Source organism: Ruegeria atlantica (assembly GCF_013032455.1).
In the GTDB taxonomy this organism is placed as follows: domain Bacteria; phylum Pseudomonadota; class Alphaproteobacteria; order Rhodobacterales; family Rhodobacteraceae; genus Ruegeria; species Ruegeria atlantica_B.
This window is the reverse complement of sequence record NZ_WQCF01000001.1, coordinates 435,320-459,590: the sequence shown is the minus strand read 5'-3', so window position 1 is coordinate 459,590 and position 24,271 is coordinate 435,320. Positions and strand designations below refer to the sequence as shown.

Annotated in this window: 22 protein-coding genes; 5 read left to right on the top strand and 17 right to left on the bottom strand. The window is 58.0% G+C overall.

Annotation, left to right across the window (positions count from 1 at the left end; translation table 11 throughout):
- Positions 1 to 12 precede the first annotated feature (12 nt).
- The 8 genes from GOW93_RS02245 to GOW93_RS02210 form a co-directional block, all read right to left on the bottom strand.
- Positions 13 to 1,272 (bottom strand): c-type cytochrome, encoded by a 1,260-nt coding sequence (locus tag GOW93_RS02245; protein ID WP_170381433.1) that lies wholly within the window; start codon positions 1,270 to 1,272, stop codon positions 13 to 15.
- Positions 1,273 to 2,475 carry a formate dehydrogenase subunit gamma gene (locus GOW93_RS02240; RefSeq protein ID WP_170381432.1) on the bottom strand — a complete coding sequence of 401 codons (1,203 nt, stop codon included), beginning with the start codon at positions 2,473 to 2,475 and terminating at the stop codon, positions 1,273 to 1,275.
- A gap of 70 nt (positions 2,476 to 2,545) precedes the next feature.
- Positions 2,546 to 3,139, bottom strand: a complete 594-nt coding sequence (fdh3B, locus tag GOW93_RS02235) for a formate dehydrogenase FDH3 subunit beta (protein WP_085821701.1) — start codon at positions 3,137 to 3,139, stop codon at positions 2,546 to 2,548.
- A gap of 11 nt (positions 3,140 to 3,150) precedes the next feature.
- Entirely contained in the window at positions 3,151 to 6,045 is a 2,895-nt protein-coding gene (locus GOW93_RS02230; protein ID WP_170381431.1) for a formate dehydrogenase subunit alpha, read from the bottom strand.
- A 133-nt stretch (positions 6,046 to 6,178) separates the two neighbouring features.
- Positions 6,179 to 6,367, bottom strand: a complete 189-nt coding sequence (locus tag GOW93_RS02225; RefSeq protein WP_142634359.1) for a ubiquinol-cytochrome c reductase iron-sulfur subunit N-terminal domain-containing protein — start codon at positions 6,365 to 6,367, stop codon at positions 6,179 to 6,181.
- A 61-nt stretch (positions 6,368 to 6,428) separates the two neighbouring features.
- The gene (locus GOW93_RS02220; protein ID WP_170381430.1) at positions 6,429 to 7,040 is read right to left on the bottom strand and encodes a TorD/DmsD family molecular chaperone; all 612 of its coding nucleotides are present in this window, start codon (positions 7,038 to 7,040) and stop codon (positions 6,429 to 6,431) included.
- Between the two features lie 4 nt (positions 7,041 to 7,044).
- Positions 7,045 to 7,617 carry a DUF3306 domain-containing protein gene (locus tag GOW93_RS02215; RefSeq protein ID WP_170381429.1) on the bottom strand — a complete coding sequence of 191 codons (573 nt, stop codon included), beginning with the start codon at positions 7,615 to 7,617 and terminating at the stop codon, positions 7,045 to 7,047.
- Complete coding sequence (locus tag GOW93_RS02210) at positions 7,614 to 8,168, bottom strand: DUF3305 domain-containing protein (RefSeq protein WP_170381428.1); 555 nt, start codon at positions 8,166 to 8,168, stop codon at positions 7,614 to 7,616. The genes GOW93_RS02215 and GOW93_RS02210 overlap by 4 nt, the downstream gene beginning before the upstream one ends.
- Positions 8,169 to 8,399: 231 nt before the next feature.
- On the opposite strand from GOW93_RS02210, the gene GOW93_RS02205 reads away from it, so the two are divergent.
- Positions 8,400 to 10,352, top strand: a complete 1,953-nt coding sequence (locus GOW93_RS02205) for a 4Fe-4S binding protein (protein WP_170381427.1) — start codon at positions 8,400 to 8,402, stop codon at positions 10,350 to 10,352.
- Here GOW93_RS02205 and GOW93_RS02200 read toward each other — a convergent pair.
- The gene (locus GOW93_RS02200; RefSeq protein WP_170381426.1) at positions 10,346 to 11,074 is read right to left on the bottom strand and encodes a c-type cytochrome; all 729 of its coding nucleotides are present in this window, start codon (positions 11,072 to 11,074) and stop codon (positions 10,346 to 10,348) included. The two genes, GOW93_RS02205 and GOW93_RS02200, sit on opposite strands and share 7 nt — an antisense overlap.
- 108 nt (positions 11,075 to 11,182) lie before the next feature.
- Here GOW93_RS02200 and GOW93_RS02195 point away from each other — a divergent pair, with 108 nt between their 5' ends.
- Genes GOW93_RS02195 through GOW93_RS02185 form a run of 3 tightly spaced genes read left to right on the top strand, consistent with a single transcriptional unit; the run spans position 11,183 to position 13,412 of the window.
- The gene (locus tag GOW93_RS02195) at positions 11,183 to 12,244 is read left to right on the top strand and encodes an Mrp/NBP35 family ATP-binding protein (RefSeq protein ID WP_170381425.1); all 1,062 of its coding nucleotides are present in this window, start codon (positions 11,183 to 11,185) and stop codon (positions 12,242 to 12,244) included.
- The gene (locus GOW93_RS02190; protein ID WP_170381424.1) at positions 12,241 to 12,933 is read left to right on the top strand and encodes a biotin/lipoate--protein ligase family protein; all 693 of its coding nucleotides are present in this window, start codon (positions 12,241 to 12,243) and stop codon (positions 12,931 to 12,933) included. Before GOW93_RS02195 ends, GOW93_RS02190 begins: the two co-directional genes overlap by 4 nt.
- Positions 12,933 to 13,412, top strand: coding sequence for a DUF6505 family protein (locus GOW93_RS02185; RefSeq protein WP_170381784.1), 480 nt, complete (start codon positions 12,933 to 12,935; stop codon positions 13,410 to 13,412). The genes GOW93_RS02190 and GOW93_RS02185 overlap by 1 nt, the downstream gene beginning before the upstream one ends.
- Here the strand turns inward: GOW93_RS02185 and GOW93_RS02180 are convergent.
- The 8 genes from GOW93_RS02180 to acs form a co-directional block, all read right to left on the bottom strand.
- The gene (locus GOW93_RS02180; protein ID WP_170381423.1) at positions 13,409 to 13,909 is read right to left on the bottom strand and encodes a flavin reductase family protein; all 501 of its coding nucleotides are present in this window, start codon (positions 13,907 to 13,909) and stop codon (positions 13,409 to 13,411) included. The genes GOW93_RS02185 and GOW93_RS02180 overlap by 4 nt on opposite strands.
- Positions 13,910 to 13,997: 88 nt before the next feature.
- The gene (locus tag GOW93_RS02175; protein ID WP_170381422.1) at positions 13,998 to 15,410 is read right to left on the bottom strand and encodes a 3'-5' exonuclease; all 1,413 of its coding nucleotides are present in this window, start codon (positions 15,408 to 15,410) and stop codon (positions 13,998 to 14,000) included.
- Between the two features lies 1 nt (position 15,411).
- Positions 15,412 to 15,930, bottom strand: coding sequence for a hypothetical protein (locus GOW93_RS02170; RefSeq protein WP_170381421.1), 519 nt, complete (start codon positions 15,928 to 15,930; stop codon positions 15,412 to 15,414).
- A 45-nt stretch (positions 15,931 to 15,975) separates the two neighbouring features.
- Positions 15,976 to 17,799 carry a DUF294 nucleotidyltransferase-like domain-containing protein gene (locus GOW93_RS02165; RefSeq protein WP_170381420.1) on the bottom strand — a complete coding sequence of 608 codons (1,824 nt, stop codon included), beginning with the start codon at positions 17,797 to 17,799 and terminating at the stop codon, positions 15,976 to 15,978.
- Between the two features lie 109 nt (positions 17,800 to 17,908).
- A complete protein-coding gene (locus tag GOW93_RS02160) occupies positions 17,909 to 19,693 on the bottom strand; it encodes a sodium:solute symporter family protein (protein ID WP_170381419.1) in 1,785 nt (594 codons plus the stop codon).
- Between the two features lie 5 nt (positions 19,694 to 19,698).
- Complete coding sequence (locus GOW93_RS02155) at positions 19,699 to 19,983, bottom strand: DUF4212 domain-containing protein (protein WP_170381418.1); 285 nt, start codon at positions 19,981 to 19,983, stop codon at positions 19,699 to 19,701.
- A gap of 181 nt (positions 19,984 to 20,164) precedes the next feature.
- The gene (locus GOW93_RS02150) at positions 20,165 to 20,848 is read right to left on the bottom strand and encodes an adenylate kinase (protein ID WP_170381782.1); all 684 of its coding nucleotides are present in this window, start codon (positions 20,846 to 20,848) and stop codon (positions 20,165 to 20,167) included.
- Positions 20,849 to 20,855: 7 nt separating this feature from the next.
- Complete coding sequence (gene acs, locus GOW93_RS02145; RefSeq protein WP_170381417.1) at positions 20,856 to 22,820, bottom strand: acetate--CoA ligase; 1,965 nt, start codon at positions 22,818 to 22,820, stop codon at positions 20,856 to 20,858.
- Between the two features lie 416 nt (positions 22,821 to 23,236).
- Between acs and dctP the strand changes: the two genes are divergently transcribed.
- Positions 23,237 to 24,253 (top strand): TRAP transporter substrate-binding protein DctP, encoded by a 1,017-nt coding sequence (gene dctP, locus GOW93_RS02140; RefSeq protein WP_170381780.1) that lies wholly within the window; start codon positions 23,237 to 23,239, stop codon positions 24,251 to 24,253.
- Positions 24,254 to 24,271 lie beyond the last annotated feature (18 nt).

Here is a 24,271-nt window from a genome sequence, read left to right as displayed (position 1 = left end):
ATTTCCTCCGGCTCAGTTCCGGGATGTTGTTGCCTGACGCAGAAAATCGATCAGATCTTCCCGGTCCTGGGCCTGCGTGATCCGCTGCATCGGCATCTTTGACCCCGGAATGTAGTGGTCTGGTCCTTCGTCGAAAAGGGCATTTATCGTTTTGTCATTCCAAACGATATCAGAGTCTTGCAACGTGTCCGAGTAGAAATATCCCGGCAGCGTACCTGCCGTGCGCCCGAAGATACCATGCAGGGTGGGGCCAGCGCGCCGCTGACTGTCGGGCGTCAGACTGTGACAGATCGAGCATTTACGGGTGAACTGGCGTTCTCCGTTGCTCATTTCATCCGGGTTTTTCAGGAAAGAAGGTTCGTCGGAGGCCATTTGTTCTTGTTTATCCAAACCTGCGACTGGCCAGCTATACATCGCTTTATCAATGCCGCCTGCATGTATGTTCTGTCCATCCACAGAAAAGGCCAGCGCCCACACGGGGCCGCGCAAGGTGGCGCGGAAATCCTGCGCAATGCGCCATTCAAGCGTATCGATAACCATGATGTAGCCCTCACCATCGCCTACAGCTAAAAGGCGGCGATCAGGACTAAGGGTCAGCGCCAGAATGGGGCGGCGGCCTAGGGTAAAGTCGCGTTCTTCTCCGGTAGTCAGATCAAGAATGCGGGTCACACCGTCCACGGCACCATACGCGATCCAGTTGTCTTTGGCATTCAGAACAAGCTCGTTGATAGCAAATCCGTGTTCGATCAGGCGCAGGGTTTCTTGCCCGCTGGACACATCCCAAACCCGCAGAGCTCCATCCATACCAGCCGAGTAGAGCGTTGATCCATCTGGCGAAAAGACAACCGCATTCACACCACTGCCGACCATCAGCGTTTGCTTGGGCAAACCATCCTCGGGCCAAATCCCAATAGTGCCGTCCCAACTGGCCGTCGCAACACGGGTTTTCGACGTTGCCAGCCCAACGATCTTACCTTTGTGTCGACCGACAACCTCACCACCCGGCCACCGGCGCAGGGTAAAATCATCCCCGGCCGAATAGATTGCGCGCCCATTAAAGGCGACGGAGTTGACAGCAGCTTCGTGCCCCTCCAGCCATTCTGGCCTACGGTCAGACCAAAGCCCTACGGAATTGTCAAAGCTGGCCGTCGCAATCCGCCCATCCGGCGCGGTGGCGATCCCCATGATCGGCCCGCCGTGGCCTTTGAGCGTGAAGAACTCGGCCAAAGCGGGCAGGGGAAACAAAGCGAAGACAACGGCAAGCCAGCGCATCTATTCTGCAGGGGAAGCCGCTGACTTTCTGGCCTCTTTTTCCTGTACCTCTTCCAGCCACAGCGAATGATGTTCGCGTGCCCATTGCTCTTCAACCTCGCCGGAGCCCATGGCATTGAAAGCACCTTCCATGCCGACTGATCCGAGATAAATATGAGCGATGATGATGGCGATAAACACATAGGCCACCATCACGTGCCAGATCTGCGCATACTGCATCTCTTCCTGCGGCGACATTTGCGTCGGCAGGTTCAAACCCAGCAGCTGTGGAATGCCGGTAGCATTCGCAACCGAATAGGTCTTAGCAAACATCGGCAGTTCGAACGGGAACAGCAGAGACAGGCCCGAAAGGCTGATTGAGACGCCCAACAGGATACAGGCCCAGAAAATCACCTTTTGACCCGCATTGAATTTCTTGGCAGGGGGGTGGCTGCCTTTGGTGAACAGACCACCGCCGGCGGCTAGCCATTTCAGGTCGATCTTGTTGGGAATGTTATGGGCAATCCAGTTGACGGTGACGATGATCAGCCCCAGCATGAAGGCCCATGCGACATTGTTGTGCAGCCATTTGCAGCTCTGCGCGATGCTCGCGAATTCCTCTTTTCCAAAGATCGGGATCAGGAAGTCACGACCATAAAGGGTCAGCAGACCCGTTATCCCGAGTACCAGGAAGGAACCCGCAAATAACCAATGGCCGAAGCGTTCGAAGTTATTAAAGCGGGTCACCGTGCGGCCGGTTTTTTCTCCTTCGATGCGGATTTTCCCGCGGAACAGAAAGAACAGCACGATAATGACCAGCATTCCGCCCACGACATAGGTGCCGTATTCACGCAGCGGCCCGGTGCGGAAGTTCAACCACCACATGCCACCAACTTGTATCAGGACACCCGCTGCAGGCCCCTTGGAGGATACAGTGGTATCCGCCGAGCCATAGCGAATTGCGCGGTAGACATCGCTGTCAGAGGCCACACCGCGCGTTCCCAACTGGCCCAGCAGCCCTTCGGCATTGCCTTGGCCGGTATTGCCCGAGCGATAGCTGTTATCGACCTTTTCGCCACGTTGCCGAGCGAGAATGTCCTCAAGCGTCGTCGCACCGCCGGTTTGCGCGCGTTCGTCGACTATAACTTCTGTCTCGGTCGATTGCGCACCGGCGGCACCAGCGACACCCAGTGCGAACAGGAATGCGATGAGTAAGCGGAACATCTGAACCTCAGTCAAAATTCCAAAACAGGCGACCCACCTAAGCGGGTCACCTGATTTTCCTGCAGACGGATCAGCCGTCCTTCTGGTCGTAGGCCGTGCCCCAACCCCATGCGCCCGAGCCGAAGCCGCGCGCGACGACGCGCTCGCGGTAGATGGCCGAGACCACATCGCCGTCTCCAGCGAGCAGGGCCTTGGTAGAACACATTTCGGCGCAGATGGGCAGCTTGCCCTCGGCGATCCGATTGCGACCATATTTGGCGAACTCTGCGGTCGAGTGCGTTTCCTCGGGACCACCGGCGCAGAAGGTACATTTGTCCATCTTGCCGCGCGATCCGAAGTTGCCCGCCTGCGGGTATTGGGGCGCGCCGAACGGGCACGCGTAGAAGCAATAGCCGCAGCCGATGCACAGGTCCTTGGAGTGCAGGACGACCCCTTCTTCGTTCTGATAGAAGCAGTCGACCGGGCACACCGCCATGCAAGGCGCATCCGAGCAATGCATGCAGGCCACCGAGATCGAGCGTTCACCCGGGTCCCCATCATTGATCGTCACCACCCTACGGCGGTTGATGCCCCATGGGACCTCGTGCTCATTCTTGCACGCGGTGACGCAGGCGTTGCACTCGATGCAGCGTTCAGCGTCGCAGAGAAACTTTGCTCTAGCCATTGTCGTCCTCCTTACGCTGCTGAGATTTTGCAGAGAGTCGCTTTGGTCTCCTGCATCTGGGTTACTGAATCGTAGCCATAGGTCTGAGCGGTATTGGAACTTTCTCCCAGCACGTAGGGGTCGGCGCCTGCAGGGTATTTCGCCCTGAGGTCCTCGCCCTGGAAATGGCCGCCAAAGTGGAATGGCATGAAGGCCACGCCGGCACCGACCCTGTTGGTCAGCATCGCCATAACCTTGACCTTGCCACCTTCGGGACCTTCGACCCAGACCTGTTGCCCGTCACGAATGCCAAGGTTGTTAGCATCGCGTGGGTTGATCTCGACGAACATGTCCTGCTGTAGCTCAGCCAGCCAAGGGTTCGACCGGGTTTCCTCGCCGCCGCCTTCATATTCGACCAGACGACCTGACGTGAGGATTATCGGGTAATCCTTTGAAAAGTCGTTCTTCTGGATCGAAGCATAAAGGGTCGGAAGGCGATAGGCCTGCCGGTCCTCGTAGGTCGGATAGTCCTCCACCAGATCGCGCCGGTTCGTGTAGAGCGGTTCGCGATGCAGTGGGATCGGATCCGGGAAGGTCCAGACGACCGCGCGGGCTTTGGCGTTCCCGAAGGGCGCACAGCCATGCTTGATCGCAATCCGCTGGATGCCGCCCGAAAGGTCGGTTTTCCAGTTGGTCTCTGGCCCCGCAACGGCGTCAATAGCCGCGCGTTCCTCGGCCGTTAGATCTCCGTCCCAGCCAAGGTCCATCAGCATTTGCATCGTGAATTCAGGGTATCCATCCTGAATTTCCGATCCGACGCTGTAGACCCCTTCGGCCAGCAGGTTGTCGCCGTCACGTTCCACTCCGAAACGGGCGCGGAAGGTCAGGCCGCCTTCGGCGACCGGTTTGGACATGTCATAGAGGTTTGGTGTCCCCGTATGACCCATTTCCGGCGTTCCCCAGCAGGGCCAGGGCAGACCATAATACTCGCCGTCGTTCGGGCCACCAATGGCTTGCAGCGTGGTTCTGTCGAACGTGTGTTGGTTGGCCATATGGCTTTTCAGACGTTCAGGCGACTGACCGGTATAGCCGATGGTCCAGAGGCCCGAGTTGAACTCACGCGTGATGCTTTCAACATTCGGGGTTTCGGGGTCTTCCATTTCGATATTGCGGAAGAACCGATCCGCCCAGCCGAACTTGTTGGCGAACTTGGCCATGATGACCTCGTCCGGCAGGCTTTCGAACAGCGGTTCTACCACCTTGTCGCGCCACTGCAGCGACCGGTTCGACGCAGTGACCGAGCCGCGGGTTTCGAACTGCGTACAGGCGGGCAACAGATAGACGCCATCGGTGCGGTCATGCAAAACGGCGGAAACTGTGGGGTACGGGTCGATCACGACCAGCATATCCAGCTTCTCCATCGCCGTCTTCATTTCCGGTCCACGCGTTTGCGAGTTCGGAGCGTGACCCCACAGAACCATGGCGCGGACGTTGTTGTCCTGATCCATGTTTGCCGGGTCTTCCAGTACACCGTCGATCCAGCGGGAAACCGGGATGCCGCGCTCATTCATCAGCGGCTTGTCCTTGCCTTCCTTGTCCTTGATCGTAGCGAACTGACCTTTCAGCCAATCGACATCCTCGCCCCAAACGCGGGACCAGTGACCCCAAGCACCGTTCGACAATCCGTAGTAACCGGGCAGAGTGTGGGACAGAACACCAAGGTCCGTCGCGCCCTGCACGTTGTCGTGGCCGCGGAAGATGTTGGTGCCACCACCCGAGGTTCCCATGTTGCCAAGTGCAAGCTGCAGCACGCAGTAGGCACGGGTGTTGTTGTTACCGTTGGTGTGCTGCGTACCGCCCATGCACCAGATCACCGTACCAGGACGGTTATTGGCCATGGTGCGCGCCACGCGCTTCAGCTGCGAACCGGGGGTGCCGGTAACACGCTCGACCTCTTCCGGGTTCCACTTGGCAACTTCTTCACGGATTTGGTCCATGCCCCAGACACGGGTGCGGATGAACTCTTTGTCCTCCCAACCGTTGTCGAAGATATGCCACAGGATACCCCAGATCAGAGCAACGTCTGTGCCGGGGCGGAAGCGGACATATTCATCCGCATGCGCGGCGGTGCGCGTAAAGCGCGGGTCGCAGACAATCAGCGGTGCGTTGTTCTGCTCTTTTGCGCGCAAAACATGCAACAGCGAGACGGGGTGCGCCTCGGCTGGGTTGCCGCCGATGATGAAGATGGCCCGAGAGTTATGGATGTCGTTGTACGAATTGGTCATGGCGCCGTAGCCCCAAGTATTCGCAACACCCGCAACAGTGGTTGAGTGGCAGATACGGGCCTGATGGTCCACGTTGTTCGTGCCCCAATAGGCGGCGAACTTGCGGAACAGGTAGGCCTGTTCGTTATTGTGCTTGGCCGAGCCCAGCCAGTACACGCTGTCTGGCCCGGATTCGGCGCGGATGTTCATCATGCCGTCGCCGATCTCGTTGATCGCCTCTTCCCAGCTGATGCGCTTCCACTCGCCGCCTTCCTTTTTCATCGGATACTTGAGGCGGCGCTCGCCATGGGCATGTTCGCGGACCGAGGCCCCCTTGGCGCAGTGTGCACCCAGATTGAACGGGCTGTCCCAACCGGGTTCCTGCCCGATCCAGACGCCGTTCTGTACTTCGGCCACGACTGTACAGCCGACCGAACAATGGGTGCATATGGATTTGATATTCTCAACGGCTGTGTTGGCCGCTGTTTGGGCGCTGGCTGGCGTCACGGTTCCACCCGTGGCGCTGATCGCGGCGAGGCCGCCGATCGTCAGGCCCGATCCACGCAGAAACGCGCGGCGATCGACGGTTTTCTCGCCGACTTGGGACAGGATACTTGTCCGCTGGGGGCGTCTCGCAACCCCGTTGGTCTTTTTCCTTAGCATTGGTTTCCTCCCTTGCTCGCCATGTAAGCCATGGCTGGCTTGGTACTGCTGATGCCGACATCAGGGCCAATCGCAACCGTCCGTCGGGTAAGTGACATCGTCCGATTGGTGAACCGGGCGCAGTCGAGGCGGCTTAGAAGCGCGCGCTGTCCAGGTAAGCGCGGGTATGCGCTGTGTCCTGCATGCGGGTTTCGTCCGTTGGCAGCTCGGCTGCTTCGGCTTGTCCGCTTAGGCTGGCAGCGGCAACGGCAGCAGGCGCTGCGGTTCCGGCCAATTTGAGGAAGTCGCGGCGCGTGGCGCCTTCTTCCTTGGTCTTGCTCATGGGCTCCTCCTTTCCCATTTGCGATCTAGCGCCAATTCGGGCGCTGGCGAGGTATGGCGGATCACACCGCCGTCATCCGGAAGGCCTCACGCTCAATCTCCATGAACACCCGACCGGCAGTGCCGACCGAGGCATAGAGAACCGAGTTTTCTGCGGCTTCCAAATCCGAATAAAAATGCGTAGCCCAGGGGCCGATATGTTTGTTCCAGAATGCCTTTTGATCTTCCAGAGACGCAGGTGCGCCAAAACGGCCGACGATCATGCCCGCCATCATCTCCATCAACGAGGCTATATTGTCTTCGGGCTCGTACACGTTCTGCGCTCGCGTGATGCCGCGCGCGGCCATGTCGTTGCGTAGCTGAGCCAGTGGTTTCTCGTTCAGGAACCCAGTCAGGTAGAAGCTGGCGTAAGGCAGCAACTCACCCCGACCCAACCCGATGAACAGAGCATTGAATTCGCGTTCCGCCGCAGCAGGTTTAGTAACCTTTGCCACCCGCGCCATGGCCTGAATGGCCTGACCCAAATCTGTTTCGTCCCCTGTCAGACCTGCGACCTGATCCAGCAGCATCTGATCCGGTGGAGCTGACAAAAGCAGCCCAAGGAAGTTGTAGAAATCCGCGCGCAGGCGATCCTCGGCCGAGATATCCAGATTGTGCGCGTTGTCTGCGGTCATGCGGTCATCCTTCAAATTTGAATTTCATGCGACGCGGGGCAGGGGGCAGGTCGACTTCTTCCGGCTCTTCCGCTTCAGCAACCAAAACCGGCTGGGGCACTGGGTTCTCATCCAATTCCGGTTCCAATTCGATATCAGGTTCTTCGGGTTCATCTTCGGAAGGGGGCTCGTCAGCTTCGGCAGCCAAGGCTTCGATATGCGCCAGCATGCCTTTGCCAACTTGGTAGGCGGTGGGGATGTTCTCGATCACGCAAGCCGCATCGGTATAATCCTCGCCGTAATCGACCAGCCCATCGACATTGGCCAACACCGGGTTCAACCGCCACAATCGACGTAGGGCGCGGCGGCGCAGACGGTCGGGCACGGCCTTGGCCATGAAACCCGAGACGTCATCTCCGGCCTGCAACTGATCGGGATCGGGCAGATTGAATTCGGCCAGTATTTCGGCGTCGCTTTTTTCTTCCAGCTCGGCATGCTGCGCTGCAATGGCTCGTTCCTCGGCCGCGATAACCTCAGCTTCGGCCTCGGCCTCAACAGCGGCCTTGCGGCGGGACCAGAAATCGCGGGTCTGGGTCACTGCACGATCCTCCGTGGGGCGCGGTAGACGTCCGAGTCCTGCCGGATGCGCGCATCTCCCTTGCCATCCTCGACAAGATCGGTGCGCTTCTTATCGCGACGGCGTTTGACGAAAACCTCATCGCGGTGATGTTCCAGAGCGAAATCCCGAACCCAGGCAATCAGGCCTTCAGTCATCGGGATTTTCTCAACAATCTCTTCTCCGGTATCTGCGTAATCCTGCCCTTCGAACGGGGACGCGGTGACCAGCACTGCATCCATCGGTCTTTCTCCATCCAGCGCGTCGCGCAGAACAAGATAGATCGAGGGCTGACCGTCTGACAGATTGACCATGTAGGCCTCGGTTTCATCTGCCCAGAGGGTCAAGGGGAGGGTGGCCGCGTGGTATTCCACGGCCTCGCCTTCACGGCGCAGTTCCAGCCAATCCGCTGGCCCGGCACCGGGCAAAACAGCAACGGCGCGCCAGTTCCACTTCGCCCAGCGAGTTACACCGGGTGTTTTGCGCACGACGACGCCGACTGGCATTTCAATCTGGCTTGCGGCCTTGGCCACTTAATCCTCCCCGGAAGGCTCTCCCCTGCCTTCATCTTAGTCTACTATGGTACACAAAATTGCTTTGTGCCAAGCCTCAATTGTCTGACGATTGCGCGATCACTAAATGTTTACGTCAGCAGGTCGGATCAACAGCGGGTTTCGCAGCATGCTTGACCGCCGGGGATTGCCACTTTTCAAACGCGCTCTAAGCTGAACCTGAAACAGGGAAGATGTTCGGGAGGGGAGGCCATGGGCACAAAAATACTGCTGTGCAGCTGCGCGGGAACGCAGGATCTGGACGCCGAGAAAATCGCGTCCGCATGCGATGCAGCATGTTCCAAGGTGCACTCGGCGCTGTGTACCTCCGAGTTGGAAACTGCGGCATCACTGATGAAGGGTGGCGACACGGTGATTGCCTGTGGTCAGGAACAGGATGTGTTCCAGGCTCTTGCGGAAGAGCTGAATATCGACGCACCCGGATTTGTAGACCTGCGCGACCGTGCTGGCTGGTCCGAGCAGGGCAGCGATGCCGCGCCAAAGATGGCCGCCTTGGCCGCCGAGGCGTTGTTACCCCAACCGATTACGCCCAGCGTCGATGTTTTCAGTGAAGGCACCTGTTTTATTGTCGGTTCGGGTAAGGTTGCCTTTGATCTGGCGGCACGCCTGTCTGAAGCATTGGCTGTAACTGTGTTGGTCACTGATGATGCTCAGCCCATTTCGCGGGCATTTGATGTTGTGCGCGGGCGAATTCGGTCACTGACCGGCGCGCTTGGCGGATTTTCTTTGCGATTTGATGCTTTGCAGCAGATGAAACCGGGCGGCCGGGGCGACTTTACGTGGACGGGGCCGCGCGATGGTGCGCAATCCTCTTGCGATATCGTCATTGACCTGACCGGTGGCACGCCTTTTGTACAGGCCCCGGCCAAGCGAGAAGGGTATCTGCGTGCCGACCCCAAGGATACGATTGCGTTGGAACGTTTGGCTTTTGAGGCGGTTCAACTGGTCGGTACATTCGAAAAACCGCTTTACGTACGAATGGAGGAAACGCTCTGCGCTCATTCCCGTGCCGAGCAGGTCGCCTGCACGAACTGTCTGGATATCTGTCCGACCGGCGCAATCACCCCGGCGGGTGAGCATGTGTCCATTGACCCGATGGTCTGCGCTGGATGCGGGGAATGTGCGGCGGTGTGCCCTTCAACCGCCATTACATACGAAGACCCGCCGATTTCCGCGCTGTTGTCGCGGATGCACGTTTTGGCCCGCACATTTCGGCGAGCCGGAGGCGAGGCGCCCCGGCTTCTGGTTCATGATAGCCATGGCACCGAGATGATCCGGCTGGCCGCCCGTTTCGGACGGGGCCTTCCAGCTGACGTGATCCCGTTAGAACTGCAAGTGATCTCGGGCTTTGGGCATGCTGAGATGCTGGCAGCACTAGCCCACGGGTTCGCGCGTGTCGATGTGCTGCTGGCTCCGACCACCGAACGCGATGCGTTGGATCGTGAATTGGAGCTGGCCCAGGCTATTGCCGGGGCAGATGGCCTTGGATTGATTGACGAGGCCGACCCTGATGCGATGGCCGACCTACTCTATGAGCAGGACGTGCCACCGCCATTGGCCGATCCGGTTCTGCCGTTGGGCAACCGCAGGCAAATCACCCGGCTGTCGGCGCAGGCGCTGAACCCGCAGGCCGAAGCGCCAATGCCATTGCCCGAGAATGCGCCCTACGGAGCCATTGCGGTAAACACAGACGCCTGCACATTGTGCCTCAGCTGTGTGTCGCTGTGTCCCTCAGGTGCTTTAATAGACAACCCGGATAAACCGCAGTTGAACTTTCAGCAGGACGCCTGCTTGCAATGTGGTCTTTGCAAAGGCATCTGTCCCGAGAATGCGATTACACTGGTACCGCAGTTGGACCTGAGCGACGCGGCTTTGTCTCAGCAGGTGTTGAACGAAGAAGAGCCCTTTGCCTGCGTGGAGTGCGGGGCCTTGTTCGGTGTGAAATCCACGGTTGAGCGGATTATGGAAAAGCTTTCGGGCACACATCCGATGTTTGCCACCTCGGACAAGGCGCGGATGATCCAGATGTGTGACAATTGTCGCGTCAACGCGCAGTTTCAGCAGCAGGACAACCCGTTCCAGTCCAATCCGAAACCCAAGGTCGTCACGACCGACGATTACTTCTCAAAGCGAAAGGATCACTGAAGTTGTAGCGGAGCGCCAAGGTCGGCTGCTTTGATGATCGAGACGAAAGCCAGGATTGCTTCGAACTCTTCCAGAGTGATCTCGACCGGGTGAATGGGCGAGGGGCGTTCCGGAGCGAAAGGTGGTGTAAGCCCGTCAATCTGCGTGAAGGCCGGATGAGGATTGAGCGCAAAAAATGCCTCGAACCGTTCCGACCAGTCGGACATCGCGCGCAGCACCGCAAAAGACGGGGTAGAACCCAGCCCGTTCATCCGGTTCTGTGGCCCGATAACGTGGCAGCGTCCGCAATGAGTCATTGACAGCTCCTCGCCTATGGCCGCGTCGCCGTCGATCACGATCTCTTCCTGTGTTGCTGCGACCTCAAAGCTGGCAGAGAAGGGGGCGCCTTGTTGCGGAACAAAACTTTCGACCGTGTTCTTGCCTACGTCGGACAACAGCCAGTCGCGGAATCGTTCGTGTTTGGCGTCATCTTCGATCCGCAAGTGATAGATCACACCTTCGCGGGCGAAGACAGGATCGCCGGGTGGTGCAGTTTCCAACACTAAATCGCCCGCATCATCCGCAATAACGCGTATCCCGGTCTTGAGAGAGAAGCGCGGAAGGATATGTTGCAACAGACCAGAGTCGGAAACCTCGGCCGGGGCGGCAAGCCCCAACGCCTCTTGCGACCAAGAGGGGCTGGCAGAGAGCGTCAGGCTCAGGCACAAGAGGACAAAGCGCATGGCCAAACCTAACGGTGTGGTCGCAATTGCGTCAAATGAACTGAATGAGACGGAGACACATGCAATGAAACTCAACCACATGGTTGTACAGGCTACAGGGGCAAAGGCATGAGTGTTCGTGACGCCGTACTGGCAAACCTGAAAAAGATCACCGATCCTGTTTCCGGTCAGGATATCGTCAGCGCAGGCGTGGTCCGTGCGTTGAACGTCGAAGGCGATACTGTACGCTTTGTGTTGGAGATTGACCCCAAGCAGGCCGAGCGCATGGAGCCGGTACGCGCCGCCGCCGAGAAAGCAGCGCAACTGGTCGAGGGCGTGGGAAGTGTTTCGGCCATGATGACCGCGCATTCGGAAAAGGCCCCACCAGATCTGAAGCCTAAGCCCAAGCCGTCGCAAACCGGCCCGCAGGCGGTGCCGGGTGTGGATCGGATCATTGCCGTTGCCTCGGGTAAGGGTGGCGTGGGGAAATCCACTGTTTCAGCCAACCTCGCCTGTGCACTGGCGGCTGAGGGTCGGCGTGTAGGTCTGCTGGATGCGGATGTCTATGGCCCGTCACAGCCCCGGATGCTAGGCGTTTCGGGCCGTCCGGCCAGCCCTGACGGCAAGACGATTTTGCCGCTCCGCAATCACGGTGTCACCATGATGTCTATGGGGCTGATGACCAACGAAGGGCAGGCGGTTGTGTGGCGCGGTCCAATGCTGATGGGCGCGTTGCAACAGATGATGAGCCAGGTACAGTGGGGTGCTTTGGATGTGCTGATCGTTGACTTGCCGCCCGGCACTGGTGACGTGCAGCTGACGTTAAGCCAGAAGTTCAAGGTGGATGGCGCCATCGTTGTTTCAACACCGCAGGACGTGGCCCTGATCGACGCCCGCAAGGGGATCGATATGTTCAACCAGCTTAAGACGCCAATCGTTGGTATGATCGAGAACATGTCCACCCATATCTGTTCCAACTGCGGGCATGAGGAACATGTGTTCGGCCATGGCGGTGTCGCGTCCGAGGCCGAGGCGCTGGGCGTTCCGTTGCTGGGGGAAATCCCGCTGCATCTGGACATTCGCGTGGCGGCTGATGGTGGCGCCCCCATCGTTGTCAGCAAACCGGACAGCCCACAGGCCGAGGCGTTCCGCAAGATTGCCCGTGACATGATCGCCAAGGGCAAGGCATGAGCCAACCTGTCTTTCCCCCCTTGCTGTCGGGCCACCCGGTGCAGGGTGGGGAGGACCCGTTCGAGCGCGCTCAGGCCATGGCCGCGCTGGGCTGCGACGCGGGAACAGTGGTTTATAACATTCAGGCTGACCGTCTGCGGGTGGCCATAATCTTTGCGCCCGAGGTTCCCTTGCAGGACGCCATGGCGATGCTGCCCTTGTGTGCTGTTGGGTTCCAGAACGCGCTGGGCGCGTTGGCACCACCCGAGGTCGCCGTACATCTGGGTTGGGAGGGGTTGATCTGCGTGAACGGCGCCAAATGTGGGATGTTTCATGCTGCATCATCGACCGCCCGCCCGGACGAGGAGCCGGACTGGCTCGTTGTTGGGTGGGAGCTGGCGCTTCTGCAAACCGGGGATGATCCGGGAAAAACGCCGGATGTCACAGCGCTCTATGATGAAGGCTGTGCTGATGTGTCGGCGGTGCAATTGGTTGAAAGCTGGTCACGGCACATGCTGACCTGGCTCAATCGTTGGCAGGAAGACGGCAACGCACCTTTACACGGCGAATGGATGGGCCTGCTGCGCGGTGTCGGAGAACCCTGCGAGACAGGCGTATTTTTGGGTGCGGACGAACGGTTCGGAATGCTGATCCGCGATGGTTCGGACACACGGCTGCGCCCACTGACGGAATTGTTGGAGAACGGATGATGAAACTGGCCCGCGCAATCCATTTTGATGAAAGCGATAAGAACGTGTTTCATTCCCCAGCCCGGACCGGCGAGTGGTGCATCTCTGGTGGGTTCGAGTTTTCGAATTGGGGGCGGGCCGATTTGGAAGGCAAGGCGCGACAGGCTTTCGCGAACGGCTGGCTAGGTGTCGAAACCTTTGGGCGTGTGACATTCGTCGCCGTTACGCAAATCGAACAGGCCGAACTGGATCAGGTCACGCAAAATCTGGCTGAACATTTCGTGCAACTCTATGGCGCTCCATCGGTTGAGGCCGCATTGGGCGTTGCGCAGGCCGAAATCGCGCATATGGCTGAACTGTGTGACGAACACGCGCCCAATACCTTGCTGACGGTGGCCCGCGAGTTGTCAGAAACCGGTGTGCACGAAGCTTTCCGCATTATCACGCCGCAAGAGACACAGCTTGAAGCGCTGGCCGTTCACGGCTCGCTGGATGATTAAAGCAGGTCCGCGAACCCGCCGAATTGCCCGCGCTTAAAAATCAGGCCATTGCCGGTGCGATGCATCACATTCTCGACCTCACCAACAAGGATAAGGTGATCCCCCGCTTCGTGTTTGGCGTGAAGCTGACAGTCGAACCGGGCGAGGCAATTTGCCAGTTGTGGACGCCCCTTGTGGTCCGGCTTCCAGTCGGCGTGTGAAAAATCCAAGCCGTCGCGGGCGAACTTCAGCGCTTGCTCTTGTTGTTCTTCGGCCATCACATGGATGGAATAGTGCTTGCAAGCATTGAACGAATTGAATCGGTAAGAGTCCTTGGCAAGGCACCACAAAACCAGTGGCGGGTTCAGCGACACTGACGAAAATGAATTCACGGTGATCGCGCGTGGCCCGTTTCCGGTGTTGGTTGTAATGACAGTTACACCAGTGCCAAAGCAACCCAACGCCTCACGAAAGGCAGAGCTTTGATCCGGGGTAGGTGTGAAGGTTTTTTCTGTCATTGTCCGCTCATGCAGTGGCCTGCATCAGGTGCCACGGCTTGCAGGGATTGTCCATGAAAAGCTGTGTCTTGCATGAACATTTTAACGCTTAGTTCAGGTCTTCCAACAGGCGGCCGTGCTGGCGGGTGGCCTCGATGACCGCGCCAAATGTTGTCATGCCTCGGGCCTGCAGCATAGGAAGCATCTTGACCAGTGCCTGCGCCGTTGCGACTGCATCGCCAAGGGCGGTATGACGCAGCTCGTGCGGGATTGTGATGTCCAGCCGATCACACAGGGCATCCAGCGTGTGCTTGTCGCTGGCACCGAACAGAACGGCCGAAAGCAAGACCGTATCAAGAATGGGGTGATCCCAGTCAACATCCATACGCTTGGCATGGCGACGCAAAAAGGCCATGTCGAACGGAGCATTATGCGCCACGATCACCGCGTCTCGTGCGAATTGGTGAAATGTCCGCCCGGCCTCGGCAATATCCGGGGCCCCCTGAACCATGTGATCGCTGACCTTATGCACTTTGGTCGAGGCTGGAGGTATCGGTATGCCGGGATTGACAAGCATGTCCAGCCGCTCGCCGTCAACGATGCGCCCGTTTACCACACGAACCGCGCCGATCTGGACGATCTCATCCTTATGAGGCAGCAATCCTGTGGTTTCGGTGTCAAACACAACAAAGCACAGGTCCTGCAGAGCAAGGGTTTCGAACTGCCCCCCGGACGCGCTGTTCAATAGGTCAAAATCATAGACCAGGGGCCGGGCCGCCTCGGGCGAGATATTGGCCGCACTTTCGTCAAAGACCAGCAGATAACCCGGAGCATCCCCCAAAGGTTTCATCCGGGCAGAGTAGGTCTGCGCACCGTCGATGCTGGTCAGGGTACAGGCGACTTCCAATCCTGATTTTGATAGCTTTTCATAAGCTTGCTGCAATGCGTTGGGTTGCAGGTACTCGAAAAGCGAGGCGTTCAAACGGGGGTGCGCAATCTGAGCCAGAACCCCGGCGGCTTGGCCATCATAGAGCACAATCTTGTGGGTCGGACCGGCCAGCACCATCGCGACAGGGATTTCGGTTAGCAGTGCAGTCAGTCTTTGTTTTTCTGCGGACAGATGAGCGGTTTCTGCGGCGACGGCTTCGGCAACATCCAAGGTTTTGCCCGAAAGCTGATCAGCCAAACCTGCGGCAGCAGGGGCAAGATCGCCTAAATAACGGGCCGCTTGCATGTCGACATCCGTACTGACGCCTGCATGCGCGCGTGCGCGCAACTGCGCCGAAAGCCGTTCGATCGGCTTGGCCACGTTGTCATCAAACAGCAGCCACACAGCGATGATCAAGGCGATGAACCCAAAGCCCATGATGATCTCAGCCATAATAAAGGCATTTACGAGTTCAGGATCGGAGACGCGTAGAAAACTGATCCAGAGAGCAATTGAGCTAACGGCCAATGCACCTACAGCCAAAAGGCAGAAGAACAGAAAGATACGTACGCGCAGGCTCAGCCGGGTCAGCATGTCATACTCCGCAGGTGGCCTCGATAATCGGGTCTTGGGCGTTGACGTTTAGCCAATCGGCATTCAGCAATTGACCATCATCTCCGAACTCGGCACCGTCGGCCAGGCTGGCGCGTTTGTTTGCGGCGCAGTCAACGGCAATCGGAAGTTTCGAAATCGGAGACCAACGGCCAAAGAAGTACATCTCCACCAGCCGTTGTTCGGGCACCTGTTCATTGGTTCGAACCGAGGCGGTATCTATTGCGGCAAAGCGGTTCACAAATGGTACTGCGTAGGTCCAGGGGCGATAAATGGCCTTGCTTTCGACTTCCTGCACGATTTCCATCCCTTCAGGAAGCGTTTCAACTGTGCGGTCGTACCAGGAATACTCGCTTGCGATGGTCATCCCGATCATGCCCAATCCAGCCGCCACCGGGGCTGTCCAGCGGGGCAGGCGGCCGCCTGTCAATTTATTCAGCACCATCACAACACCAGCGAACGCAAAGCCTGCAAAGATTGTGCCAATCAGTTCCAGAAACATTTAATTCTCCGCATTTCGGACGTGCGCGCCCGTTAAATTCTTTGCCTAGCCCAGCATACCTTTACCGTGCCCCACCGCCGACTGCATTGTTTTCACGACGACAAAAGCGTCGCGTAGATGGCTTCGTTCAAAGTCCGACAAGGCGGACGGTGGAAGGTAGTTGTCGGGCTTTTCTTCGGATTTGACCAGCCTTACCTGATGCTCCAGCCGAGTTTCCGCGATCAGGTCATAGGCGTCCAGCAAATCCCGAGCACCGGACGAGCTGAGAACATTTGCCGCTTCGGCTGCTTTTAGACGGGCGCGTGTGTTGGCTTCGGTCAATTGTCCCTGCAGGCTGTAAACGCGGGCCAGATCCACCACGGGCACCACGCCATTATGCTTAAGGTCCAGTGTGTTGCGGTGCTCGCCCGAACGAATGGTGGCAAAACCACGTAGCAGACCCAGAGGCGGCGTGTGTTTCAGCGAATTAGAAATCATATGCGCAACAAAGATCGAATTCGCATTCGCAGCCGCCAGGGTGTCGGCCTGTAGATCAGCAAATAAATCAAACGTGCCGCCGATAGGGCGCAAGTCGAACATGACCGAGGCGAGCATTTGCGCCTCGGGGTTCGGTTTTGCGATCCAGCCGTTGAAATATTCTCGCCACACGCGTACGGGCTGACACCACTGCGGATTGGTCGCCATCATGTCGCCCGGACAATAGAAATACCCGCAGGTATCCAGCCCGTCCGAGACGAATTTCGCAAGCTTGGCGAAATAAGCCATGTCGCCCTCGGTCACACTGTCATCCAGCATCAGGCAATTGTCCTGATCCGACACGCCGGTTTGTTCCTGCCTCCCCTGAGAGCCGCAGGCCAGCCATAGATATGGCACGGGCGGTGGCCCAAGTTTCTTTTCGGCCAGCGCCAACAGGCGGCGGGTGGCAGTGTCGGCGATATCCGTGATCAGACGGGTGACAATCTCGTGTCGGTTGCCACCTGCGACCAGTTGCACCAGAAGTTGTGGAATCTCCGCCGTGACCAACGCCATTTCGTCGGCTGAATCGGCATGGGCTATGCGGCGTACCAACTCGGCAGAGTTTACGGCTTGATAGTGGGTCAAGTCGGTCTGAGTGACGATGCCGACCAGCTTGCCGCCTTCTGAGATCGGGATGTGACCAATTCCACGCTCCATCATCACGTGCAATACGTCCGAGCCAATGTCGGAGGGCGATAAGGTGATCGGATCAGGCGTCATTATCGTCGAAATAGGGGTGCTTTCTGGCAACCCATCCGCCACGTATTTTCCGGAAATATCTCTCAATGTGGCGATGCCCAACAGCTTGTCACCCTCGCTAATGCAAAGCGACGAGATGTGGCGGTCTCGCATCATTTGAGCTGCTTCGCGCACTGGCATCGAAGGTGGGCAGACAGCTGGGCTACGGGCCATGAGGGTGTCAATCGAACTGGTGGCGAGGCTTTGCGGGCTCGTGCGCTCTCCTCGTGTTCGATCAAAGAATTTTGCAACGACGTCGTGGTCGTCAATCAGCTTGCGCACCACGTTGGGGGGCAGAACCATCAGAACGGATGGCGTGTGTGCGTGTGCATGCGTCGCGGCCTTGCCGTCTTTCAGCAGTCCGCGCTCACCAAAGGAATTGCGCAGGCCAAGATGCGAGACGACAGCACCGTTTTCATCCGTGATCTCTACCTGACCTTCATAGACCACGAAAATGCCGGGCAGGGTGGTGCCTAGCTCGTATACGGGCGACCCTTCCTCGACTTCCCACACCTCGATCTGATTGGCCAGATCGTCCAGCGTGTCAGGCGGAAGGGCATCATAAGGGTGTACGGATTTCAGAAACCGGGTGATCTGGTCATGGGACAAAGGCATCAGATAATCCTGTGTTTCTGGTTGAAAAATCCCGCCCGGTGATATGCCGGGCGGGAGTCGTCGGTCAAAAGACGCGACACATGGAGGTTACCCACATGCCGCATCATGCTCATTTATTCTGAGCTGCGCCCGCGCCACGGGGAATGCGAACGCTTTCGACCAATTCCACGATCTCCTGCGGAGTCTCTTTGGTCATGCCGGCGACGACATATGCCACACCGAAGTTGACCATGGCACCGATGGCGCCGAACGAGGTCGACTTGATCGGACCCAGAAGCGGGTCAGCATCGGTGAACGAGTTGGTGCCCGGAATGAACAGCCAGCCCTTGTGCAGGAAGATGTAGATCAGGGTCACGGTCAGACCGGCCAGCATACCGCAGACCGCGCCGGTGTTGTTGATGCGGGTCGAGAAGATCCCCATCATCAGCGCCGGGAAGATCGAGGCAGCCGCCAGACCGAAGGCCAATGCAACCGTTTGCGCCGCAAAGCCCGGTGGGTTCAGACCCAGGTAGGTTGCGACCACGATGGCAACGGCCATTGCGACCCGCGCCGACAGAAGCTCACCTTTTTCTGAGATCTGCGGATTGATCGCGCCCTTGATCAAGTCGTGGGACACCGCTGACGAGATCGCCAGCAACAGGCCCGCAGCGGTTGACAGAGCAGCCGCAAGACCACCGGCAGCGACCAGACCGATCACCCAACCCGGCAGGTTGGCAATCTCGGGGTTGGCCAGAACCAGGATGTCACGGTTGAACTTTGTCAGCTCGTTGCCAACCCAGCCTTTTTCTTCCGCGATTGCCTGCATCGATTCAGACTTGTCATTGTAGTACTGAATCTTGCCGTCGCCGTTCTTGTCTTCCCAGTCCAGCAGACCGGTCTTCTGCCATGTCTGCATCCAGTCATAGCGCGGATCGGTATCGATTGCTTCGACCGAGACAGCGCCGCCCTCGATGCCACCGTTGGGCCACATCATGTCGGTGATGTTCAGACGCGCCATTGCGCCAACCGCAGGGGCGGTCAGATACAGCAGAGCGATGAAGACCAGCGTCCAGCCAGCGGACCAACGAGCGTCAGACACTTTCGGCACGGTGAAGAAGCGCATGATCACGTGCGGCAGACCGGCTGTACCGATCATCAGCGACAGCGTGAACAGCACCATGTTCAGCGTGTTCGAGTGGTGCGCCGTGTACTCGGCAAAGCCCAGCTCGGTCACGATCGCGTCCAGCTTGGTCAGCAGCGGCTCACCACTTGCGGTGTCGCCAAACAGACCCAGCGCCGGAACGGGTGTACCGGTCAGCTGCAACGAGATGAAGATGGCCGGGATAGTGTAGGCTGTGATCAGCACGCAGTACTGAGCGACCTGAGTGTAGGTCACGCCTTTCATCCCGCCAAACACCGCGTAGGCAAACACGACACAGGCACCGATCAGCAGACCGGATGTGTTCGACACCTCAAGGAAACGGCCAAAGGCCACGCCCACGCCGGTCATCTGACCGATCACGTAAGTCACCGACGCGACGATCAGACAGATCACCGCAACGACACGTGCGGTCTGGCTGTAGAAACGGTCGCCGATGAATTCCGAGACGGTGTACTTGCCGAACTTGCGCAGGTAGGGCGCAAGCAGCAGAGCCAGCAGCACGTAGCCACCGGTCCAACCCATCAGGAAGGTCGAGTTGTCATAGCCGGTAAAGGCGATCAGACCCGCCATCGAGATGAACGAGGCCGCGGACATCCAGTCCGCCGCTGTCGCCATACCGTTGGTGACCGGATGAACGCCGCGACCGGCGGCGTAGAATTCCGATGTGGAACCCGCACGGGCCCAGATCGCAATGCCGATGTACAGCGCAAAGGACGCGCCGACAAACAGCAGGTTGATGGTAAACTGGTCCATTGGGTTTACTCCTCATCCACGCCGTGTTCGGCGTCCAGCTTGTTCATGCGCCAGGCGTAGTTGAAGATCAGCACCAGAAAGACCAGGATCGATCCCTGCTGAGCGAACCAAAAGCCCAGATCGGTACCGCCTACGGCAATGCCCGATAGCAACGGACGCAGCAGGATGCCGAATCCAAAAGACACCAGCGCCCAGATCGCGAGGCTGATGTAGATGAGACGCAGGTTGGCCTGCCAATAGCCCTTATCGGCCTCGGCAGTCTGCGCGGAGTTTGTTGATTGATCCGCCATTGCGGGTTCCTCCTTCACTTCCTCGTTGGGCGGCCCGTTGCCCAACTCCTCCAGTGCGTTGGGCCGCTTCTCGAATGTACCAAACGCTCCGTAACGTCAGGCAAAACTTCTCGGGTCCGCCAAGGCGGTTCCTTTGAAGTATTCTATTTGGGATCAAAGCCTTGCGGCTTATCTCCTCCCCTTAACTCATCGCATTGCCGACGATGCTTTCCAGATCGCTGGCGATGTCTTCGATCTTGCCCATGGCGTTGGTGCACTTGAGCACGCCTTGGCCGTCGTAATATGTAATCAGCGGCGCGGTCTGCGCATGGTAAGCGCTCAGGCGCGAGGCTACGGTCTCCGCGTTGTCGTCTGCGCGCCGCTTGAATTCGGTGTGGCCGCACTTGTCGCATTTGCCGTCTTCGACGGGTTGCTTGAACGTGTCGTGGTAACCTTCGCCGCACCCGGCACAGGTGTAGCGACCCGATATGCGGATCACCATTTCCGCGTCTTCGACCTCAAGGCTGATCGCCGCGTTGATCTTTTGGTTGTTTTCCGACAGCAAACCATCCAACGCTTCGGCCTGCACGGTGGTGCGTGGGAACCCGTCCAAGATGACACCCTTGGCGCAATCCGGCTGGGCCATGCGGTCGCGCAGGATGGCGATGACGATCTCATCACTGACAAGATCGCCAGCTTCCATCACGGCTTTGGCGGCTTTGCCGGCTTCGGTCCCGGCGGCAACCGCTTCGCGCAGAAGGTCACCGGTGCTGAGCTGAACCAGCCCGAATTTGTCTTCCAGCATCCGAGCCTGTGTGCCCTTCCCGGCGCCCGGAGGGCCGAGAAGGATCAGAACGGCAGGAGAAATGGTCGTGGCAGCGTCCATCATACCCTCACTTGTTCGCACGGTTTTCGATCAGATCTTCGACGACCGACGGATCGGCAAGGGTCGAAGTGTCACCCAGCGAGCCATAATCGTTCTCGGCAATCTTGCGCAGGATGCGGCGCATGATCTTGCCCGATCGGGTCTTGGGTAGGCCGGGCGCCCACTGAATGACGTCTGGCGATGCGATCGGGCCGATCTCAGTCCGTACCCAGGTGCGCAGCTCTTTCACCAGATCATCCGAAGGCTCGCGATCGTTCATCAAAGTGACATAGCAATAGATGCCTTGTCCTTTGATTTCATGGGGATAACCAACCACAGCGGCCTCAGCAACTGCGGCATGCGCGACCAGTGCGCTTTCCACTTCGGCGGTACCCATGCGGTGGCCCGAAACGTTGATCACGTCATCCACACGGCCGGTAATCCAGTAATCACCGTCTTCGTCACGACGGCAACCGTCACCGGTAAAGTAGTAACCCTTATAGTCTGAGAAATAGGTCTTTTCGAACCGCTCATGGTCACCCCAGACAGTGCGCATTTGGCCGGGCCAGCTGTCCTTGATGCACAGAACGCCCTCGACGCCATTGCCGTTGATTTCAACACCGGACTGCGGGTCAAGAACCACGGGCTCGATACCGAAGAATGGCTTCATAGCCGAGCCGGGTTTCATCGCATGGGCCCCGGGCAGGGGGGTCATCAAATGACCGCCTGTTTCAGTCTGCCACCAGGTGTCAACGATGGGGCATTTGCCCTTGCCAACAACGTCATTGTACCAGGTCCAGGCCTCGGGATTGATCGGTTCACCCACGGTGCCCAGTGTACGCAGATCACTCAGATCGCAGTTCTCGACGAACTCATTGCCCTGACCCATCAGGGCGCGGATCGCTGTTGGAGCGGTGTAGAACTGGTTGACCTTGTGTTTTTCGCAAACCTGCCAGAAGCGCGAGGCGTCGGGGTAGGTCGGTACACCTTCGAACATCAGCGTGGTCGCGCCGTTGGCCAGCGGGCCATAAACGATATAGCTGTGACCGGTGACCCAACCCACATCTGCGGTACACCAGTACACATCACCTTCGTGGTAATCGAAGGTGATTTCATGCGTCATAGCAGCATAAACCAGATAGCCGCCGGTTGTATGCACAACACCCTTGGGCTGTCCGGTCGAACCGGAGGTATAAAGAATGAACAAAGGATCTTCGGCGTTCATCTCGGCGGGCGCGCAATAGTCATCCGCTTCCAGAGCCATTTCATTGTAGTCGTAGTCGCGCCCGTCGATCCATGTGGTCTGACCACCGGTGCGCTTGACCACCAGACATTTCACGCTGTCCTTGCAGTGCAAAAGTGCTGCATCCGCGTTGGATTTCAGTGGTGTCTTGCGGCCACCGCGCGGGGCCTCATCCGCGGTGATGATGACTTTGGCATCACAACCGTTGACCCGTGCCGCCAATGCGTCGGGTGAGAAGCCTGCAAATACGATAGAATGAATAGCTCCGATCCGGGCGCAGGCCAGCATAGCATAAGCCGCCTCGGGGATCATCGGCAGGTAAATGACTACACGATCACCTTTGCGCACGCCCAGCGATTCCAGAATGTTCGCCATGCGGCAGGTGCGGCGGTGCAACTCGGCATAAGTAATGTGCTGCGCTTCGTCATTCGGATCATCCGGCTCCCAGATGATAGCGGTTTGGTCGCCACGTGTTTTCAGGTGGCGATCCAGGCAGTTGGCTGACACATTTAATGTACCGTCGGCATACCAGTTGATCCCAACCTTGCCGAATTCATAGCTTACGTCCTTGACCTGGGTGAAAGGCTTGATCCAGTCGACGCGCTTGCCTTGCTCGCCCCAGAATGCATCGGGGTCATTGATCGAAGCCTGGTACATCTCGTTGTATTTGTCGGCATCGACATGGGCGCGCGCAACGGTTTCGGCGGATGGCGGATAAACGTTAGCATCTGCCTGGGCAGCGGTTGTCATTCTGAGGCTCCTCCCTCTGGACTTCATTTCACTGGGCCGACTTTTGCCCGCGGAACGGGCGATGTCGACCCGCTTCCTCCCCAAGGCTGATAATAGGGAGAACTGAAAACAATGAAATAAATTACCGATATCTTTGGATTAGTTTGTAAAGAAATTTTACCTTAGAGTGTAAAACTGTAAAAAAATATCTATACAGTAAAATAAAGTAAGTAAAAACAAGAAGTAATCTGTAACACGTCTTGTGTGCATGTAAGTGGCTGCCCGCCTCAATATCCTGCATTCAGAATTCATCTTTTAGTTGTTAGCGCTGGCTGTTGTGGCGGGGTAAGCCCGTCCGGGGTTGGCACATCCAAATGTTGGCGCTAGCTTTGATCGCAAGCGCTTGTTCAAGAAGCGCACAATAGGGAGAAATCATGATGAATAAGATGTTGAGTGGCGCAGCCGTCGCCGCCTTGACGGTTGCATTCGTGTCCGAGGCTGCCGCAACTGAGTGGAATGCTTCGGTCTGGGGCAAGCGACGCGCCTTTACCGAGCATGTTGAGAAGCTGGCAGAATTGGTTAGTGAAAAAACCAATGGCGAGTTCACCATCAATGTCAGCTATGGCGGGTTGTCCAAGCCGCGCGAAAATCTGGACGGGATCGAAATCGGCGCCTTCGAGATGGCTCAGTTCTGCGCGGGCTATCACCGTGATAAGAACCGCGCGATCACCGTGCTTGAACTGCCGTTTCTGGGCGTGAACACATTGGACGAAGAGGTCGCTGTCAGCCATGCTGTCTATGATCATCCGGCGGTCAAAGATGAGATGGCGCAGTGGAATGCACGCATCATCATGACTTCGCCCATGCCGCAATATAATATCGTTGGCACGGGCGAACCGCGTGATGAATTGGCCGAGTTCGACGGAATGCGCGTCCGTGCCACCGGAGGTCTCGGGCAGGCTTTCGAGGCGGTCGGTGGTGTTCCGACCTCTGTTCCCGCAACCGAGGCGTTCAATGCCATGGAGTCGGGTGTTGTCGACACGGTCGCTTTTGCCCAGCACGCGCACCTGTCCTTCGGCACGATCAACGAGGCCGATTGGTGGACTGCGAACCTGAACCCCGGCACGGTCAATTGTCCGGTTGTTGTGAACATCGAAGCATATGAAGCTCTGCCTGCCGAGCATCGTGAGGCACTGAACAGTTCGATTGACGAAGCGATTGATCACTACCTCGCCAACTATGGTGGATTGCTGGAGCAGTGGGATAGCGTTCTGGCAGAGAAGGGTGTCCAGAAAGTTGAAATTGACGACGCCGTGATTGAAGAGTTCCGCGTCAAAGCTGCTGATCCGATCCGCGAAAAGTGGATTGCTGACATGACCGCTCAGGGCCTTCCAGCGCAGGACCTCTACGATCTGGTCCAGACGACGCTGAAGCAGCAGCGCGGCGGCAACTAATCGCCTTAATCGGGTGCC